Origin of the sequence: Maribacter chungangensis (genome assembly GCF_042676845.1) — a bacterium.
GTDB classification, from domain to species: domain Bacteria; phylum Bacteroidota; class Bacteroidia; order Flavobacteriales; family Flavobacteriaceae; genus Maribacter; species Maribacter chungangensis.
The window spans coordinates 782,578-800,794 of sequence record NZ_JBHTHY010000003.1; the positions used below are offsets into that span (position 1 = coordinate 782,578).

Here is an 18,217-nt window from a genome sequence, read left to right on the forward strand (position 1 = left end):
ATATTATGTGTTATGAAAGCTATAAATTGAACTTTGAAAATCTTTTTGGCGCTTGTTCCGTACCAGTCGGAGCTTCCTAGAATCATCAATCTTATAATTAAAAAATCAACCTAGAAAATGAAGAAGTCGGTAACCAGAATTATTTTATTGCTCATAGTAATGTCCTTCGGAGGTGCTATGTATTACCTCTATCAAAAAAACGCAGAAAATCCGGTGGTGTATGAGACGCAGGAACCATCGGTACAGACCATCATTAAAAAAACAGTGGCTACCGGTAGTATCCTACCTTTGGAAGAAGTGCTTATAAAACCCAATATTTCCGGTGTTATAGAAGAAGTATTCGTGGAAGGCGGCGATTATGTAAAGTCTGGTGATTTATTGGTGAAAATAAAAGTGGTACCCAATTTAAATGCGCTCATAGATGCGCGCAATCAAATAGACAATGCCAAGATCGATCTTGATGATCAAAAGAGGAATTATGACAGGCAATTGACTATCTTTAACAAGGGTGTAATCTCCCAGGCGGATTTAGATCGGGCACAAGTAGCCTATGATCAGGCAAAACAGTCTTACAGGGCCGCTAACAAACGTTTTGAAATCGTCAATACCGGTACCACGGCAGGTTACGGTAATGCTGCCAATACGCAGATCAGGGCTACGGTAAGCGGTATGGTGCTAGAAGTCCCGGTAGAGGTCGGAAATCAGGTTATCGAGGCCAATAATTTTAACGAGGGTACTACTATTGCAGCTATTGCAGATGTGGAGAAAATGATCTTTGAAGGCAAGGTAGACGAATCCGAGGTGGGAAAAATAAAAGAGGACCTGCCCTTGGAAATTACGGTAGGAGCCTTGGAAAACGTTACTTTTGATGCAGTGCTCGATTATATTGCTCCCAAAGGAAAAGAGGAAAACGGTGCCATACAGTTTGAAATTAAGGGAACATTAAAGAAACAGGATTCCATTTTTATCCGTGCGGGACTAAGTGCTAACGCTTCCATAATTTTGGCGAAGGCCGATAGTGTTTTGGCGGTAAAGGAAGCCTTGGTTCAGTTTGATGATAAAACTAAAAAGCCCTTTGTTGAAATTGAGACCGGAGACCAAGAGTTTGAAAGAAGGGATATTGAACTAGGTGTTAGCGATGGCATCCATGTAGAAATAAAATCAGGTATTACCGAAGGAGAAAAAATAAAGGTGTGGAACGAAGAACGGCCGGATGAAGTTGCCCAGAATTAAAAAACAAAAAAAATAAAGCTTTTCTTGTAACATTTTCTCAAGTCTGATGTCCTATGAGCGGATGTCGGTATTAAAAGCTTCCAAACTACAAACAGAACCAGTATGATAGAAATTAAGGATCTTCATAAATCTTATAAAATGGGCAGTAATTCCTTACATGTCCTGAAAGGAATAAATTTCTCCGTAGAAGATGGAGAGTTGGTGGCTATAATGGGGTCTTCCGGTTCTGGGAAATCTACCTTATTGAATATTTTAGGAATGTTGGACGAGTTGGACGAAGGCTCCTATACCTTGGACAATGTGCCCATAAAGGATTTGAACGAGACCAAAGCGGCGCAATACCGCAATAAATTTTTAGGGTTTATTTTTCAATCCTTTAATCTTATAAACTATAAAAGTGCCCTCGAGAACGTAGCCTTACCTTTGTATTATCAGCGTGTAGGGAGAAAGGAACGGCAAGAAAAGGCCTTAAAATATTTGGAGCAAGTAGGACTTAAGGAATGGGCCACGCATTTGCCCAGTGAGCTTTCCGGTGGGCAAAAGCAACGTGTGGCGATCGCAAGGGCCATGGCAGCGGAGCCAAAAGTACTCCTGGCCGATGAGCCAACAGGTGCCTTGGACAGTAAAACCTCTTATGAGGTTATGGATCTGATACAGAAGATCAACGATGCCGGGAATACCATATTAGTGGTAACACATGAAGAGGATATTGCGCAGATGTGCAAACGCATCGTTCATTTAAAGGACGGTGTTATCGTAGAGGATAAAAAAGTAGAACAGGTAAGGGCGTCCCAGTATGTTTAGCATTGATACTTGGAAGGAAATATTAAAGACCATACAGAAGAACAAGCTTCGTACGTTTCTTACAGGGTTTACGGTAGCCTTGGGTATTTTTATCTATGTTACGCTTTATGGCATGGGTAACGGACTTAACAATACCTTTATGAAATTTTTTGGAGATGATGCCACCAATATTTTTAGGATCTATCCATCGCAAACCACACTACCTTTTGGGGGGTACAAGGCCAAACGACAAATTGAGTTCAGGAATAGCGATTTAGATGATATTGCAAAGGAATTTGAACCTTTAATGGATTATATAACGCCCCAGATACAAAGGAGCGTATTTGTCACCTTCAAAGAGAAGTCGGATAATTATACGACCAGGGGCATTTCTCCCGGAATGCAGTTTGCCGAAAAGACCATTATGATGAAAGGGCGATACATCAATTCCAAAGATATTAGAGATCGAACCAAATATGCCGTAATTGGTAGAATGGTGGAAAAAGATTTGTTTCAAGGAAGGGAATCCCTTGGAGAATACATTGATGTTGGTGGTAGTGCTTTTAAGGTCATAGGTGTTTTTCAGGACGATGGTGGCGATAACGAAGAGCGGTTTATTTATATTCCATTTACAACACGGCAACTTATAGAAGGTAACAACGACAAAATTGGCCAAATTACCTTGGCCTTTAACGAAGCTATCGGTTATTCGGGTGCCATGAAGTTTCAAAGGAATTTAGATGAGTTTATTCGGAAAAAGAAAGTGATAAGCCCCAATGACCCAAGAGGTATTTACATAGAGAACGTTGCCGATAATCTAAAACAGAATCAACAGTTTGCAAGTGTATTGAAGATTATAATTTCGGGAATAGCATTTGCTGTGATTATTTCGGGCATACTGGGCATAAGTAATATCATGGTTTTTGTCGTAAAGGAACGTACCAAGGAAATTGGTATTCGTAAGGCCATGGGGGCAACACCTAAAATAATTATTAGTACTATTTTGTTGGAATCTATATTCATTACGGCCATTTTTGGTTTTATTGGAATGGTGCTCGGTATTATTACACTTAATTCCATTGGAGGGAAAGTATTGGAAGACGATTATTTTATCACCAACCCCTCTATCAATTCGGGAACGGCCATTTTTGTGACCATTCTATTGATTATTGCCGGAGCCTTAGCGGCCTATGTCCCTGCCAAAAGAGCAGCGCAGATTAAACCCATTGTAGCACTAAGAGACGAGTAATATGAGACAATTATTTGATTCGGATACCTGGCGTGAAATTTTTCAATCTATTGGAAAGAACCGATTGCGGACCTTCCTTACCATGCTCGGTGTTTTTATCGGTATCTACATTTATATAGCGCTTTCGGGAGCTGCCAAGGGATTGGACAATGGATTTGAAAAAGAATTTGAGACCGTGGCCAGGAATAGTATGTTTATTTGGGCACAAAGTACCAGTAAACCTTATGGCGGATTTAAGACCGGTCGTAGGATACAGCTAAAGTTGCAGGATGCCGAGGAACTTCGTAGGCAGGTACCGGAAATCGAAACCTTGGCTCCAAGAAATGTAAGCGGTGTCTTTGGATCAAGCCCCGGGGTTATAACAAGGGGAATAAAATCGGGGAACTATTCTGTGTTCGGGGATTTTCCTGAGTTTACCAAGATCGCCACGAAAAATATTTATGACGGCGGACGCTTTATTAACGATGAGGATATTAAGCAGGAACGAAAAGTTTGCGTTATTGGAGAGCGCACTCAAAAAGAGCTTTTTGATCTGGACGAAAATCCTATTGGAGGGTACCTGGAAATTGAAGATGTAAGTTTTCAGGTCGTAGGGGTACATAAATTTGCGGGTGGTGGTCCTTTTGATAACGATAGCGATATTTTCATTCCTTTTACCACGTATAGAAAAATATATAATACGGGCGATAATGTGGCCTGGTTCACCGTGGCCGCTTATGACGATGCGGATGTGGTAAAGGTCGAACAAGATATAAAGGCCAATTTAAGGCGAATACATAAAGTAGACCCAACAGACGAAAAGGCTATAGGTTCTTTTAATTTAGGAGAGGTTTTCAAAAAGATTTTTGGCTTTTCCAATGGCCTTACCTTTTTATCATTAATTGTTGGCATTGCAACAATTCTCGCCGGTGTTATCGGCATCGGAAACATTCTGTTGATTTCCGTTAAGGAACGTACGAAAGAGTTAGGGGTAAGGCGCGCCCTAGGGGCAACTCCTGCTGAAGTGCGCAATCAAATTCTAATAGAGTCCCTCTTTTTGACCTTATTGGCAGGTATTATAGGGATAATTGTGGGAGCATTGACTTTAAAAGGCATCGATACCTTTACGCAAGATGTAGATTTACCGTATACCAATCCTACCGTACCTATACCTTATGTAATCGGATCCTTGTTGCTCATGGTGATTTTAGGGGTGCTTATAGGATTGATACCTGCGCAAAGGGCGGTAAGTATAAAGCCCATAGATGCCCTAAGAGAAGAATAATAAACTAAACCAATATATTAATATACATAATCAAATGAACAAAATTGTAAAATACATACTCATCGGAGTTTTGGTCATAGGTGCTTTGTGGGCAGCCTTGTTTTTTATCAAAAGCAATAGCAAATCCGCTGTAACCTATGAAACGCAGCAGCCCTTTATGGCGGATATTGAAAAAAAGACCGTGGCTACGGGCAAGGTGATTCCGCAGGACGAAGTAGAAATCAAACCTCAGATTTCGGGTATTATAGATGAAATACTCTTGGAAGAAGGTGTAAAGGTAAAAGCCGGTGATCTTATTGCGGTAATAAAGGTGGTTCCCAATGAGCAATCGCTGTACCAAGCACAAGGAAGGGTAAAAAACGCACAACTTGCGGTAAACAACACCAAAATAGAATACGAAAGAAACAAGACCTTGTTCGATAAAGGGGTGATTTCCAGTCAGGATTTTAACAATTTACAGTTAAGCTATAATCAAGCAGAACAAGAGCTTAAGAACGCGAATGCGGATTACCAGATCATTCGCAGGGGATCCATAGGGGGGTCGGCTGCAGCGAATACCAATATCCGTGCTACCGTATCCGGAACTATTTTGGAGATACCGGTAAAGGAAGGTGATCAGGTGATACAGGCGAACAACTTTAACGATGGTACTACCATTGCAACGATAGCGGATTTGGGTAAAATGATTTTTGAGGGCATGGTAGATGAAGGTGAGGTAGGGAAATTGCAAGTAGGAACGCCGTTAAAAATCACCTTGGGTGCTTTGGAGGGTACCGAGTTAGATGCCAAACTAAAGTTCATAGCACCAAAGGGGATAGAGGAAACCGGAGCGGTACAGTTTAAGATAGAGGGCGATGTAGAGGTCACCGATGATGTCTTTATACGTGCCGGATACAGTGCAAACGCCTCCATAGTGTTGGAGAAAAAAGAGGACGTCTTAGTAATACCGGAAGCCTTATTGCAGTTTGATAAATCTACCAATAAACCTTATGTGGAGTTGGCCGTTGGGGCAGAGGCCGACCAAAAATTTGAGCGTAAGGACATAGAAATAGGTATTTCCGATGGGGTAAACGTTGAAATCCTATCCGGTCTTACAGAGGAGGACAAGGTAAAGCAGTGGAACAAGACCGAGCCGATAAAAAAAGGAGAAGAGGAAGAAGGAGCTGACGGCGAGGAAACAGAAGAATAAACATCAATCAAATCAATAATCAAAACATCAGAAAATGAAATATTTTTTAAGCACTGTATTGCTACTTTTTGCGATAACTGTGACAACCGCACAAGCTAAGAAATGGACTTTACAGGAGTGTGTGGAATATGCGGTGGAGAATAATTTAACGGTAGAACAATTTGAACTGGACTTGGAAAACGCGCAAATAGATCGGTCGGATGCTATAGGTGATTTTATACCTTCGTTGAATGCGAATACTTCGTTTTCTAGTAATACTGGTTTTTCCATTAACCCTACGAACAACCTTCCAACAAATAGTACGCAGAACAATGTTAGTGCCGGAGCAACTACAGCGGTAACCCTATTCGATGGTCTACGTAACGTGCACCGGTTGAACAGGGCAAAAATAAATGCCATTGCAAACCAGTACCGGTTAGATGATTTGAAGGACGATATACGTCTTACGGTTGCCAACTCTTATTTACAGGTGCTTTCCAATAAGGAGGCGCTAAAAGTGGCCAAGGCGCAATATGCCGCTACAGAACAGGATTTAAACCGGATTAAGGAACTGGTAGACGCGGGAGTGGTGCCAAAGGGTGATCTTCTTGATATACAGGCAACGGCAGCCACGCAACAACAACAGATCGTGAATACCGAGGGTAATGTGCTTATCTCAAAAATTAGTTTGGCGCAATTGCTTCAAATTAGGGATTATGAAAATTTTGATGTGTCCGACGATACTTTTGAAATTCCTATTTCGGATATTTTGAACAATTCTCCTAGTACTATTTTTGCTAAGGCACTGGAATTCAGGAACGATATCAAACTGTCAAAATCCAATATTGAATTGGCTGAAAAGGATTTGGCCATTAGCAAAGGAGCTTTAATGCCAACTATTGGAGCCTTCTTCAATTACAATACGAGATATTCCGATGTTGCCCAAATACCCGGTCCACCTGTTTCCGAGGGTGGTCCTCCAGTTTTTTTTACACCAACTTTTAAAGATCAGCTCTGGATTTTTGATGGTATATCGTATGGAGTACAAATGAATATTCCAATTTTTAACGGGTTTAGTGTTCGAAACAATATCCAAAGATCGGAAATAGCAGTCGAACAACGGAAGTTGCAGTTTGAGCAGGAAAAATTGGATTTGGAAAACACCATAAATCAGGCTTATGTAGATGTGAATACATTTTTTAAATCCTACGAAGCCGCTGAAAAAACCTTGGAAGCTAGGCGGTTGGCCTATCAATATGCAAAAGAACGTTTTGATGCCGGTCTGTTGAATGCCTTCGACTTTACACAGACACAGGCGAGGGTAGATAATGCAGAGGCCGACGTAGTGCGCACCAAGTACGATTATATATTCAGATTAAAGATATTGGAATTCTATTTTGGAGTACCAATGACATTGGATTAATACAAAATTGATTTAATACAGACCTGTCAGGTTTTTGAAACCTGACAGGTCTTCTTATATTAGCACGTATGGGAATCATCTTAAATTTAGAAACCGCTACCACCAACTGCTCCGTAAGTTTGGCAAAGGACGGTCAGCTTTTGGCGCTTAAGGAGAATAATACACCCAATTATTCCCATGCGGAGCAACTACATGTCTTTATAGCGGAATGCATGGAAGAAGCCAAGGTTTCCCTAAACCGTTTGGATGCTGTTGCCGTCAGTAAAGGACCGGGTTCCTACACGGGCCTGCGCATAGGTGTTTCCGCCGCAAAAGGATTGTGCTTTTCTTTGGATATACCTTTAATTTCGATTGCTACCTTAACCAGTATGGCCGGTCAGGTTACTGAACCGTACGACTATATTATTCCTGTTTTGGATGCTAGAAGAATGGAAGTCTATTCGGCCGTTTTTGATGGTGGTCTAAACCAAATTAGGGATACCCGAGCGGAAATTATAGATGAGCGTTCGTTTGAGTCGTATATACAGGATAAAACCGTTCATATCTTGGGAAGCGGTGCCCAAAAAATAAAGGAAACCCTTTCCGGTGAACTAATTTCGTTCGATACTACATCTGTGCCATCTTCAAAAGAAATGGCACTATTATCGCATCAAAAATATTTGGAAAGGGACTTTGAAGATGTAGCTTATTTTGAACCCTACTACCTCAAGGATTTTATGCTGCAGACGAAGAAAAAATAAGTGGGCAGTGAACAGTAAAAAGTACAACTGAACCCTATGTCGTACGCTTTATTTGATACAGTTACTGTAAATCGCCTACTGCTACTATCATTTCTTAATCTTCTCTAACTTGATGCATAACACGTTGCGGGAAAGGAATTTCTATACCTTCGGCATCGAATCTATGTTTAATTTCTTCCATCACATGAAAATGCGCCGCCCAGAAAACGTCATTTTTTGCCCAAAAGCGTAGCGTAAGGTCTACCGAGCTGTCACCTAATTCCCCAACATAAACCTCTGGGATTGGATCTTTAAGAATGTTCTCGTTTTCTGTGCAAATAGCCAGCATAATATCCTTCGCTTTCTTAATATTGGAGCCATAACCTATTCCAACGTCTATTTTATCGCGTCTGGTATCCTCTGCATTGTAATTTATGATGTTATTATTTGAAAGCTGCCCATTGGGAATAATCGCTAGTTGATTGCCGAAGGTGGTAAGTTTCGTGGTGAATATCGAAATTTCCTTAACAGTGCCGTCAACGCCTTGGGCTGAAATAAAATCTCCGATCTTAAACGGCTTGAACAGCAAAATAAGTACACCTCCCGCAAAATTGGACAACGAACCTTGGAGTGCAAGGCCAATGGCTAAACCTGCGGCACCAATAATGGCTACCAAAGAAGAAGATTGTACGCCTAGTTGGGTAATGACAAGTACAAAAAGTACAATTTTAAGACCTATGGAAATTAAGCTTTGTGTAAATGTTTCTAAGGAAGCATCGTAGTCCTTGGCCTTAAAGAACTTCCGAACCATTCTATTGATAAAGCGTATTAGGTAGGTCCCAACGACCAGTAGCACAATTGCCATTATAAGATTGGGCAGGGCACTCCAGAACCAATTGATAAAGTTGTCTAAATGTTCTTCGTAACTTGTGAATTTTTCCATAAATAGTGGTACTTGTTTTTGTCGTTTATTATAAATTACTTAATTAACGGGTTTATTTCAAGAAATATAGTTTAAACTAATGTTAATCCTTGTGTTGATTTAGTTATAGCGTTAACTCTTCTTTGCTTTGGGTTAAAAAGGAGTTGGTGGACACTTATTGCCTAAGTACTTTCTTTTGGTAGCGGATTGGCATTAATGGAAGAATTCTCCATATCCAAGAACAAATTTATGAAGTAGTAGGTAGTTGCTTGAAATCTCTATTTTAGAAGAACATCGATACGTAACAGGATTTTTTAAAAATGGCTCTTTACTTCGGTCGCCATGATGATTACTTATTTTGATTTTCTGGACCTTCTTTTACTTTTGGGACTATACGTCAAAACATTTTTTCTGCTAGTTCTATGGTTGAAACCCAAATAGATCTTCGAGCGGTTAATTGGATTTATGGTAGTTGCAGAATTTAATGCTTGCTATTATGTCCGATACTTCCAATGGTCTTTTTTCAAGGGCCTTACCTTGCTTAAAGGTAAAGAATAACCTATAAGAGTTGTCGTGTTCTGCCAAAACTATAATAACGGTTCCATTAACAGCCTGGTTCTGTAAAGTATAATTATAGGAAAGTTTACTTTGTTTGATTTAATTAATACCGGTTCTCTTTTTAAATTCAGCCAAAGAAATTGAATTGTTTTTTTTGCCTTCGAAAAAGAAAAATAGGGCATAGCCAAGCTACGGCATGTTTTTATTTTGAAGTAGGGCGTAAAAAGAAACGATTTAGCGGCCTATTTTTAATTGGGAAATGGTATAAACTAGCTATTAGCGCAGCCTAACCTCGAAAAAATATCCTTCATGTCTGTTTGTTTTTTGCTAAAAAAGATAGCGCCATTTAGGCGCTATCTTATACGTTGAAACAAGGTATTATTTGACCTCAAAGGTAATTTTAACGTTTACCCTAAATTCGGTTATTTTACCATCATCTACCGATGCACTTTGCTCGTTGATATATACGGAACGTATATTTTTTACCGATTTTGATGCGTGTTCAACCGCCTTTTTAGTAGCGTCTTCCCAGCTCTTATCGGAATTGGCCAAAACTTCTATTACTTTTAAAACTGCCATAATCTGTATTATTTAGTGTTTCTAACAATTTACAAAAAAATAGGGTAAAACCGAAGTTTTGAAAGCTATTATCCGTTTATCGCAACGACTTCGTTTACTTTGTCGCCCATCATATTTTTTAGCATGGTCTCTATTCCGTTTTTCAAGGTAAACGTAGAGGAAGGACAACCGCTACAGGCACCTTGTAGCACCACGTTTACTTTTTTCGTGTCCGGTTCATAGGACTTAAAAAGTATATTGCCGCCATCGCTGGCAACGGCCGGTTTTACATACTCTTCCAATATGTCGATTATTTCCAATGAAGTATCGTCCAGGTCTACAGCTTGCTCATTGGTTGCGGCGTTTTGAGGTTCGACCGCATTAACCGATTTTGCCCGGTCGGTAACTATTTGTTTTCCATCGGCAATAAAGTTTCGTATCAGCTCTCTTAGTTCAATGGTGATATCTTCCCATTCCGCTACTTCATATTTAGAAACGGATACGTAATTGTCATCTAAAAATACTTGTTTAACGAACGGAAATTGGAACAAGTCCATTGCCAAAGGAGAATCCCTTGCTTCATCTATGTTTTTGAATTCAAAGGCTCTAGCTACGATTTTCTTGCTAGCCACGAATTTCATGGTAGAAGGGTTAGGGGTTACCTCTGCATATACGGTAACGGGTATGGGCTTGCCGTTATCCTCTTCGATCACAACGGGTTCACCGGCGTTTAAGTACTCTACCAATTGTTGGGCCACTTCATCTTTTACATCTTCCCATTGCACGATGTCATATCGTTCTAAACCAATAAAATTACCGGAGATATACACGGTTTTTACAAAGGGCAGATGAAATAATTGTTGTGCCAGGGGCGAGTTTTTTGCATCGTCTATATTCTTAAATTCATAGTTTTTGCGTTGTGCTAAAATATGATTGGCCTCAAATTTTATGATGCTGGGGTTCTTGGTTCCCGATACGGTTATAGAGTACTCTTTCATGTATTGCTTTTTTAATTCGGAAATGGTGCGGTAAGTCTTGTTTTTTTAGTGAATTACTGAAATTGGCCGACCCGTTTTAATATGAAATTAATTTTACACAAAAGTACAAAGGAAATCTAAGTTAATGCCTACATAATATTGTTATGGTTATATCGTTATACATTATATTCGACCCAAATCTAATAGCAAAGCCCCTTATCTTTCTAAATGAGATATAAAATCATCGTCATAGTTTCTTTCTTGGTTTTTGGGCTCAAGTCCATGGCTCAAGAAGGAATTCCTGTATATTTTGATTATCTATCGGATAATTATTATTTGGTATTTCCTTCTATGGCCGGTATTGGCCAAGGAGGTAAAATACGTGCCACCGCAAGAAAGCAATGGTTCGATGTTGACGATGCCCCAAGCTTACAGACTATAAACGCACACTTTAGATTGGGGGACGGACCAAGCGGAGTGGGGGCCATAGTGTTCAATGACGCCAACGGCTACCATTCCCAAACGGGTATGAAATTGACCTACGCCCACCACTTGAGAATGGGTGGGGACGATGTTAGGATGTTAAATCAACTCTCTTTTGGGCTAAGCGGCACTTTGTTACAAAGTAGTTTGGACGAGTCCGAGTTTAGGTCTGTAATTCCTGATCCATCTATAGCGGGGATAAGATTAAGTGCATCTTATTTCAATGTAGATTTGGGTATGTCTTACAGTTTTCAGGAATTTTATTCCCACATAGCTATAATTAATGCTTTGGGGAGTAAGCGAAATCTGTATTACAGGGACAGGGCCGATGACCCAAACCAATTGGTTATAGATAACATAAGAAGGTACTTAGTTGCTGCGGGATATATTTTTGGCAGGAGCGAGTGGCAAGTGGAGCCTTCGATACTTTTTCAGATGACGGATTTTACAAAAGAAAAAACGATCGATATAAATGCGAAAGTATACAAGGATGTAGATTTTGGCAGGGTATGGGGCGGACTCTCCTACAGAAGAAGTTTTGATGGTGCCCAGTTTCAAACCGCAACCGGTTTTGGAGAACAAAGGTTACAGTTGATAACACCGATCGTAGGTGCGAACATCAAGAACTTTATGGTTTCGTACAATTACTCATATCAAATGGGCGATATCCGTTTTGCTAACGGTGGTTTTCATCAGATTACCCTAGGGTACGACTTTGGGCAAAAAGAACGTAGATATGACTGTTATTGCCCGGCGGCACAATAAAAAAGCCCTTCTCAAAATGAAAAAGGCTTTGTGATTTTTTAAGTTGACCGTTATTCCCAGTTATAATTTTTTACTTTGGCCTGTTTTTTAATAGCCCTAAGCATTGCGTTTTCCAATTCCCCACTACTATTGTCTTTTGCATTAGTAACGATATAGGTTTCCCTTTTTGCATGTAAATCTTGGATTTCTTTTTGTATTTTTTTCCTTTCTATTTTTTTGGATTCAATGTAGCTAGCTATTTCCTTTTTGGATTTCCCCTGTAGTACTTCGGGCAGCTCACTTTCTTTAATACCGTTTACGTCAAAATCTTTGTCTTCATAAGCATCTACCAAATCCCAGTTTTTGTTATTATACAATCTAGAACTTTTGCTAACCGCTCTTTTCACGGCCACAGCTTCCTCCAATTCCATGGCATTGTTATCTTGTGACGTTTGCATTTCCATTTTAGAAATTCCGAGTGCGCCATAGGAGATGTAAGTTCCGTTCAGTTTTGTATTTAATTTTAGGATAACGTCGTCATACGGGGTTTTTATATGTACAATTTCTCGGTTGTGGTCTATCGCCATATATTCGCCACCGGTAAGCAAGGCACCGGACTTCCAATCGCTCTGCACGCCTTGCTGATAATTACCGCAGTATATGGTATTTATAATGATATCTTTTTCCTTGGCATTACTTGCTGCGTCTTTATAGTTTAACTTTCCTTGGGTAAAGGGTTCGTTGCCGGCAATGAATATCATTTTGAGATTGTCGGGGTTTTTGCCCCATTCCAATTGCCTTAAGGAAGTCTGGATTACCTCTCCGCAGTACTCCTCGCCCCCATTGGTGCGCAACGAAAACAGTTTTTCCGATATTTCGTCCAAATCACTACTGAAGTTAAGTACTTGTTGAATGTATCCTTCCCTGGAGGATAGGTCATCGTTTCCATATTGATAAATGGCAATTTGCAATTCCGGTCTCCCGTCATTGCCACATTTTGCATGAGTGAATTCGTTTACGATGTCCCAAAGCTGCGACTTCGCTTGGTTAATGAGTCCGTCCATGCTATTGCTGGTATCCAAAAGCAAGGCTATTTTAACGGTATTGCTTTTCGTATTTTCGGCTATCGGTGCCACGGCTTGTGCAATAATAGTTGCGTTCCCGTTTTTTGGTTTCAACTCACAACTATAGCCCATGGTTAGGGATAGACATAGGAAGCTGGTAGTTAGTATTTTTCTGTGCTTTTTCATTTTTTTGCTTTAAAATTACAAGGGTAAAGCTAGTGGCAAACTAGCTTGTAAAATATTGGAAATGAGCTAAGGGTTCCTTTGAATGAGTAAAGTGCCGAGATAGGTTCGTAAAAGGCTTTATTTATGCTTTTAACATGCGAATAGTGCGGTTTCGGTATTTTTTTGTACCGTGTAAATCCGCTATGTTTACAATAATTATTAGATAAACGATTAAGTTGTGCGCTAGTATCTACTTTAATAGGTAGGCGAACTTTGTTAGAATGAAACATTATATACACCTCGTTGCAATAGTCTTCTTTTTAGGAACGTATTCGGGTCTTTCCCAAAATAGGGCCTCAGGTACACAATTTAAGGTAAAGGGCAGTGTGCAGATGAAAGACGACCGTTCTCCAATTTCCGGTGTCATGGTTACGACATCTTCGGGTATGCAGGCGTTTACGAACGGCTTGGGGGAATTTGAGATAAATACCACTATTGGTGAACTTCTTACGATAGAGGACCTTGGTTTTGAAACGGTACGACTTCGCATTAAAAGCAAGGACGATATCTTGGTGCAGGTAGAAGATTATATCCCTAGCCAAGAAAAAGAGTCTGAGTTTAATAGGTCAAAGTCATCCACTTCAAGGCATCAAAAGTATTTGGATTCCGCAATTACCTATAAAAAAACGGATATTGCCAAAAGTATCGATTTTGTGGCACGGTCCATAGCGGAGCTAGGAACCTTGGGGAATAAAAAAGAACTGGCGAAATCCTTGACCACCTTAGGGGAAATTTACCTTTTTCATAAACAGTACGACCTGGCCATCGATAATTTTCAGGACGCCCTGGCCGCCAACAAAACAATAGCAACTTCCTTGTTGTTGGGAAGAACATACGCGATTACCAAGCAATATAAAGAAGTCGAAAAAATTATTGCGCCACTAAGGGAAATCAAGGGTATTTTGCCCTACCGGCGCGTTACGATGTACGAACTGTTGGGAGACGCAAAAAAAGGACTTAATGAAATTGAAAAAGCAGTAGTGTTCTATAATGAAGGTTTGGTCATTGCGACCAAAAATCAGATTACGCCTAAAATGACCGATCTTACGTCTAAAATAGCCGACGCTTACGCCCAGGGAAATCAACTTATAGAAGCGGAAGCATATTATGGGAATTCTTTGCAGTTGGCCAATAAATTAGCTCCTAAGCGCGCCTTACAAGAAGAGGAAAAGGTAGCCGATTTTTATAATAAGAAAAGTCAGTTTACAGAAGAAATCGCCATGCGAAAAAATAGTTTGGCGACACTGGAAAAATTAAATACGTCACCGGAGTCCAAGCAGAGGACGTCAGCGGCAGTATTGGGAGATTCGATCACGACCCAACGCATCAATTATAAAATTGCCAACGCCTATATTTCGCAGGACAAATACACCGAGGCAATTCCGTTTTTGGAAAGAAGTATTGTAGAGGCGGGCTCGGAAGATGACCTAGTAGTGCAAAAAGATGCCACACGAAAATTGTCAGAAGTCTATGAGTATAAAGGTGACTTTAATTTAGCGTTGGAGACCTATCAAGATTATGTAGCATTGGTAGATACCTTATATGTGCGCAAGGAACAGGAGATTTCCAGGGCCGCACGCTTTAACAGGGAAATTGCATCGACCCAAAGCAGGATTACAGGGTTGGAGCAGGAGCGGGAGCTTTCCCAAAGTAAATATGATCTGGCATTGACGCAGAGGGAATTGTCCGAGGAAAGTTACAAGAATCAGAGATGGATTATCTATTCTTTGGTATTTGGACTTGTACTTACGGCTTTGGCAGCATTCTTTTTTTATCGGAGCAATCAACAACAAAAATTGGCAAATAACCTGTTGGCGTTAAAGTCTTTGCGTTCCCAAATGAACCCGCATTTTATCTTTAACGCGCTCAACTCCGTCAATAATTTTATTGCTAAAAGTGATGAACGAAGTGCCAATAGGTATTTGAGCGAGTTCTCGACCCTAATGCGTTCCGTGCTAGAAAATTCGGAGGAGGATTTTATTCCACTTTCAAAGGAACTGAATCTTTTGGAATTATATATGAAACTGGAACATTCCCGTTTTCCCGATAAGTTCGATTACCAGATTATCGTAGATAAAGATGTGGACATTCCCAGTTTTCAAATTCCGCCCATGTTGCTTCAACCTTATATCGAAAATGCAATTTGGCATGGACTGCGGTATAAAGAAGAAAAAGGGACGCTGGAGCTTCACGTACGTTCAAAAGCACAGAACATCTTAGAAATAAGTATTTTGGACAATGGTATTGGAAGAAAGCGTTCTGCGGAGTTAAAAACCCAGCATCAGAAAAAACAGCGATCCAAAGGTATGGGCAACATAAGGCAGCGTGTTGCGATATTAAATGATATGCATAATAACAAAGTAGCCGTTACGATAAGCGATTTGCAGAAGGACGGCTCTGGAACAAAAGTAGTTTTCACCTTAAAAAAAGATACATGAGTCTAAACGCGATACTTGTAGAGGATGAAGCCAATAGTAGGGAAATCCTGCGTAATTATATTGGTAAATATTGTCCCAAGGTTAATTTGGTAGGGGAGGCTTCCTCTATACAGGAAGGTTTGCAATTGATACATAACAACACGCTAGACTTAATTTTTTTGGATGTGGAAATGCCTTTTGGAAATGCTTTTGATCTATTGGAACAAGTGCCGAATAGAACCTTTGAAACTGTTTTTGTAACCGCTTACGACCATTATGCCAAGGACGCGGTTAACGAACATGCCGCCTATTACCTCATGAAACCCATTAATATAGATGAGTTGATCAAGGCGGTAGATTATGTGTTTGAGGTAAAGCAAAAAGAAATGAACCTACATGAAGGAGTCTTGAATGCCAGGACAAAGGGAATAGAAGGAAAGTTAACATTACCGCAACAAGATGGTTTTCAGGTATTGAACGTAAATGATATATTGTATTGCAAGGCGGATGATAATTACACGGAAATATTCCTGGAAAACAAAAAGATACTCGTAAGCAAAACCTTAAAGTATTTTGAGGACGCCCTAGTAGATTTTCCTTTCGCACGTATTCATAAATCCTATTTGGTAAACGTGAACGAAGTAGTAAAGTACAGAAAGGGTAAAGGGGGCAGTGTGGTAGTTTCCAATGGCAAGGAACTGCTGGTTTCCGCATCTAAAAAGAAAGCTTTTTTGTCTTTTTATGATTGATAATATGATGTTTCGGCTCAAAAGTGTAGGTGATCCTTTAGGTGATATTGAAGATAAAAATTTAGAATATGATAAAAGCGGTACGAGGTAAGTCGCCGGTTATGGGTAAAGATTGTTTTATTGCTGAAAATGCGACCATTGTTGGCGAGGTAAGCATTGGCGATCAGTGCAGTATTTGGTTTAATGCCGTGCTTAGAGGTGATGTCCATTACATAAAAATAGGTAACAAGGTCAACGTACAGGATGGTGCGGTAATCCATTGTACTTATAAGAAAGCACCTACGGTCATAGGAAATAACGTTTCCATTGGTCATAACGCCATTGTCCATGGATGCACCATAAAGGATAACGTACTGGTTGGAATGGGAGGTATAATCATGGACGATTGTATCGTAGAAAGCAATAGTATTATTGCCGCAGGAGCGGTATTGACAAAAGGTACCCATGTACCATCGGGGAGTGTTTTTGCCGGAATGCCGGCAAAAAAGATAAAAGATATAAGTCCCGAATTAAGTTCTGGCGAAATAAATCGAATAGCGGAAGCTTATATTATGTACTCGGGCTGGTTTAAGTAAGACGATTCTCCCTAATGTTCTTACTAACGTAACGGCTGTTCTAACGAAAAACTAGGTGTTTATCCAAAGTTGACCGTCAATAATATATGCTTATTTTTGCCCTACAAAATTTAAAAATATGAATGCATATATATTTCCTGGGCAAGGAGCCCAGTTTGTAGGAATGGGTAAAGATCTTTATGACAACTATCCAGCTGCCAAGGAGTTGTTTGATCGGGCCAATAGTATTCTGGACTTCGCTATCACGGATATCATGTTCAACGGAACTGCCGAAGGTTTGAAAGAAACCAAAGTTACCCAGCCGGCTGTATTTTTACATTCCGTAGTGTTAAGTAAGGTCATGGGAGCTTCTTTTAAGCCAGATATGGTTGCCGGACATTCGCTGGGAGAATTTTCGGCCTTGGTCGCAAATGGAGTTTTGACTTTTGAAGATGGCTTAAGGCTAGTATCCCAAAGGGCTCTGGCAATGCAAAAGGCTTGTGAAGGCCAGGCCGGTGCTATGGCCGCCGTTTTGGCATTAGGATATGAAGTGGTGGAGCAGTTGTGCAAGGATACTCCGGGAGTCGTGGTTGCAGCTAATTACAACTGTCCAGGACAATTGGTTATTTCAGGAGAAGTCAAGGCCGTTAACCTCGCTTGCGAAAAAATGAAGGACGCAGGAGCGAAAAGAGCATTGTTGTTGCCTGTTGGTGGCGCTTTTCACTCTCCGTTAATGGAACCTGCACGAGAGGAGCTGGCCGCTGCAATAGAAGCTACGACCTTTGGTGCTCCCACCTGTCCTATCTATCAGAATGTGACTACAACCGGTGTAACCAATGCGGATGAGATAAAGGAAAACCTCATTTTACAACTTACCGCACCCGTTAAATGGATGCAGAGCGTTCGCAATATGGTAGCCGATGGTGCTACTTCGTTCACTGAAATTGGTCCTGGAAAGGTATTGCAGGGCTTGGTGAAAAAAATAGAGCCTACGGTACATACACAAATGCCCATCTTGGAATAACACCTTTTTCTTAAATCTTGCATTTCAACCCAATTACCGTTTTTTAACCTGATATGTAATGGTTTAGGTGCTTTTTTTTAGTAATATTGGTACCCTTTTGAGA

16 protein-coding genes are annotated in these 18,217 nt (G+C 40.3%); 12 read left to right on the forward strand and 4 right to left on the reverse strand.

All coding sequences use genetic code 11. The features are described 5' to 3' along the window. Positions 1-117: 117 nt before the first annotated feature. The 7 genes from ACFQZJ_RS03330 (at position 118) to tsaB (ending at position 7,860) form a co-directional block, all read left to right on the forward strand. Positions 118-1,233 carry an efflux RND transporter periplasmic adaptor subunit gene (locus ACFQZJ_RS03330; RefSeq protein WP_379932291.1) on the forward strand — a complete coding sequence of 372 codons (1,116 nt, stop codon included), beginning with the start codon at positions 118-120 and terminating at the stop codon, positions 1,231-1,233. Between the two features lie 102 nt (positions 1,234-1,335). Continuing rightward, on the forward strand, positions 1,336-2,037 hold the full coding sequence (locus ACFQZJ_RS03335; RefSeq protein WP_379932292.1) for an ABC transporter ATP-binding protein: 702 nt from the start codon (positions 1,336-1,338) through the stop codon (positions 2,035-2,037). Continuing rightward, entirely contained in the window at positions 2,030-3,265 is a 1,236-nt protein-coding gene (locus ACFQZJ_RS03340) for an ABC transporter permease (RefSeq protein WP_379932293.1), read from the forward strand. The genes ACFQZJ_RS03335 and ACFQZJ_RS03340 overlap by 8 nt, the downstream gene beginning before the upstream one ends. Before the next feature lies 1 nt (position 3,266). Continuing rightward, the gene (locus tag ACFQZJ_RS03345; protein ID WP_379932294.1) at positions 3,267-4,529 is read left to right on the forward strand and encodes an ABC transporter permease; all 1,263 of its coding nucleotides are present in this window, start codon (positions 3,267-3,269) and stop codon (positions 4,527-4,529) included. 34 nt (positions 4,530-4,563) lie between these two features. Then, a complete protein-coding gene (locus tag ACFQZJ_RS03350; protein WP_379932296.1) occupies positions 4,564-5,718 on the forward strand; it encodes an efflux RND transporter periplasmic adaptor subunit in 1,155 nt (384 codons plus the stop codon). Between the two features lie 34 nt (positions 5,719-5,752). Next, on the forward strand, positions 5,753-7,120 hold the full coding sequence (locus tag ACFQZJ_RS03355) for a TolC family protein (RefSeq protein WP_379932297.1): 1,368 nt from the start codon (positions 5,753-5,755) through the stop codon (positions 7,118-7,120). Positions 7,121-7,188: 68 nt separating this feature from the next. After that, entirely contained in the window at positions 7,189-7,860 is a 672-nt protein-coding gene (gene tsaB, locus ACFQZJ_RS03360) for a tRNA (adenosine(37)-N6)-threonylcarbamoyltransferase complex dimerization subunit type 1 TsaB (RefSeq protein WP_379932298.1), read from the forward strand. A gap of 94 nt (positions 7,861-7,954) precedes the next feature. On the opposite strand, the gene ACFQZJ_RS03365 is transcribed toward tsaB, so the two are convergent. The 3 genes from ACFQZJ_RS03365 to ACFQZJ_RS03375 form a co-directional block, all read right to left on the reverse strand. Beyond that, positions 7,955-8,782, reverse strand: a complete 828-nt coding sequence (locus ACFQZJ_RS03365) for a mechanosensitive ion channel family protein (protein ID WP_379932299.1) — start codon at positions 8,780-8,782, stop codon at positions 7,955-7,957. Positions 8,783-9,697: 915 nt separating this feature from the next. Further along, entirely contained in the window at positions 9,698-9,898 is a 201-nt protein-coding gene (locus ACFQZJ_RS03370; protein ID WP_379932301.1) for a dodecin family protein, read from the reverse strand. A 68-nt stretch (positions 9,899-9,966) separates the two neighbouring features. Further along, a complete protein-coding gene (locus tag ACFQZJ_RS03375) occupies positions 9,967-10,875 on the reverse strand; it encodes a NifU family protein (RefSeq protein ID WP_379932303.1) in 909 nt (302 codons plus the stop codon). Between the two features lie 207 nt (positions 10,876-11,082). Between ACFQZJ_RS03375 and ACFQZJ_RS03380 the strand changes: the two genes are divergently transcribed. Next, positions 11,083-12,102 (forward strand): PorP/SprF family type IX secretion system membrane protein, encoded by a 1,020-nt coding sequence (locus tag ACFQZJ_RS03380; RefSeq protein ID WP_379932304.1) that lies wholly within the window; start codon positions 11,083-11,085, stop codon positions 12,100-12,102. Positions 12,103-12,152: 50 nt separating this feature from the next. Here ACFQZJ_RS03380 and ACFQZJ_RS03385 read toward each other — a convergent pair whose 3' ends face one another. Next, complete coding sequence (locus ACFQZJ_RS03385; protein ID WP_379932305.1) at positions 12,153-13,331, reverse strand: vWA domain-containing protein; 1,179 nt, start codon at positions 13,329-13,331, stop codon at positions 12,153-12,155. Positions 13,332-13,591: 260 nt separating this feature from the next. Between ACFQZJ_RS03385 and ACFQZJ_RS03390 the strand changes: the two genes are divergently transcribed. From ACFQZJ_RS03390 to fabD, 4 genes are all read left to right on the forward strand, one after another. Then, positions 13,592-15,808, forward strand: coding sequence for a tetratricopeptide repeat-containing sensor histidine kinase (locus ACFQZJ_RS03390; protein ID WP_379932306.1), 2,217 nt, complete (start codon positions 13,592-13,594; stop codon positions 15,806-15,808). Beyond that, on the forward strand, positions 15,805-16,536 hold the full coding sequence (locus ACFQZJ_RS03395; RefSeq protein ID WP_379932308.1) for a LytR/AlgR family response regulator transcription factor: 732 nt from the start codon (positions 15,805-15,807) through the stop codon (positions 16,534-16,536). Before ACFQZJ_RS03390 ends, ACFQZJ_RS03395 begins: the two co-directional genes overlap by 4 nt. Positions 16,537-16,604: 68 nt before the next feature. Then, positions 16,605-17,111 carry a gamma carbonic anhydrase family protein gene (locus ACFQZJ_RS03400; protein WP_379932309.1) on the forward strand — a complete coding sequence of 169 codons (507 nt, stop codon included), beginning with the start codon at positions 16,605-16,607 and terminating at the stop codon, positions 17,109-17,111. A 118-nt stretch (positions 17,112-17,229) separates the two neighbouring features. Then, complete coding sequence (gene fabD / locus ACFQZJ_RS03405; RefSeq protein ID WP_379932311.1) at positions 17,230-18,114, forward strand: ACP S-malonyltransferase; 885 nt, start codon at positions 17,230-17,232, stop codon at positions 18,112-18,114. Positions 18,115-18,217 lie beyond the last annotated feature (103 nt).

Bases quoted from the DNA above. Each gene is read 5' to 3' on its own strand.
- ACFQZJ_RS03330 (WP_379932291.1), top strand. From the start codon at position 118: ATGAAGAAGTCGGTAACCAGAATTATTTTATTGCTCATAGTAATGTCC.
- ACFQZJ_RS03335 (WP_379932292.1), top strand. From the start codon at position 1,336: ATGATAGAAATTAAGGATCTTCATAAATCTTATAAAATGGGCAGTAAT.
- ACFQZJ_RS03340 (WP_379932293.1), top strand. From the start codon at position 2,030: ATGTTTAGCATTGATACTTGGAAGGAAATATTAAAGACCATACAGAAG.
- ACFQZJ_RS03345 (WP_379932294.1), top strand. From the start codon at position 3,267: ATGAGACAATTATTTGATTCGGATACCTGGCGTGAAATTTTTCAATCT.
- ACFQZJ_RS03350 (WP_379932296.1), top strand. From the start codon at position 4,564: ATGAACAAAATTGTAAAATACATACTCATCGGAGTTTTGGTCATAGGT.
- ACFQZJ_RS03355 (WP_379932297.1), top strand. From the start codon at position 5,753: ATGAAATATTTTTTAAGCACTGTATTGCTACTTTTTGCGATAACTGTG.
- tsaB (WP_379932298.1), top strand. From the start codon at position 7,189: ATGGGAATCATCTTAAATTTAGAAACCGCTACCACCAACTGCTCCGTA.
- ACFQZJ_RS03365 (WP_379932299.1), bottom strand. From the start codon at position 8,782: ATGGAAAAATTCACAAGTTACGAAGAACATTTAGACAACTTTATCAAT.
- ACFQZJ_RS03370 (WP_379932301.1), bottom strand. From the start codon at position 9,898: ATGGCAGTTTTAAAAGTAATAGAAGTTTTGGCCAATTCCGATAAGAGC.
- ACFQZJ_RS03375 (WP_379932303.1), bottom strand. From the start codon at position 10,875: ATGAAAGAGTACTCTATAACCGTATCGGGAACCAAGAACCCCAGCATC.
- ACFQZJ_RS03380 (WP_379932304.1), top strand. From the start codon at position 11,083: ATGAGATATAAAATCATCGTCATAGTTTCTTTCTTGGTTTTTGGGCTC.
- ACFQZJ_RS03385 (WP_379932305.1), bottom strand. From the start codon at position 13,331: ATGAAAAAGCACAGAAAAATACTAACTACCAGCTTCCTATGTCTATCC.
- ACFQZJ_RS03390 (WP_379932306.1), top strand. From the start codon at position 13,592: ATGAAACATTATATACACCTCGTTGCAATAGTCTTCTTTTTAGGAACG.
- ACFQZJ_RS03395 (WP_379932308.1), top strand. From the start codon at position 15,805: ATGAGTCTAAACGCGATACTTGTAGAGGATGAAGCCAATAGTAGGGAA.
- ACFQZJ_RS03400 (WP_379932309.1), top strand. From the start codon at position 16,605: ATGATAAAAGCGGTACGAGGTAAGTCGCCGGTTATGGGTAAAGATTGT.
- fabD (WP_379932311.1), top strand. From the start codon at position 17,230: ATGAATGCATATATATTTCCTGGGCAAGGAGCCCAGTTTGTAGGAATG.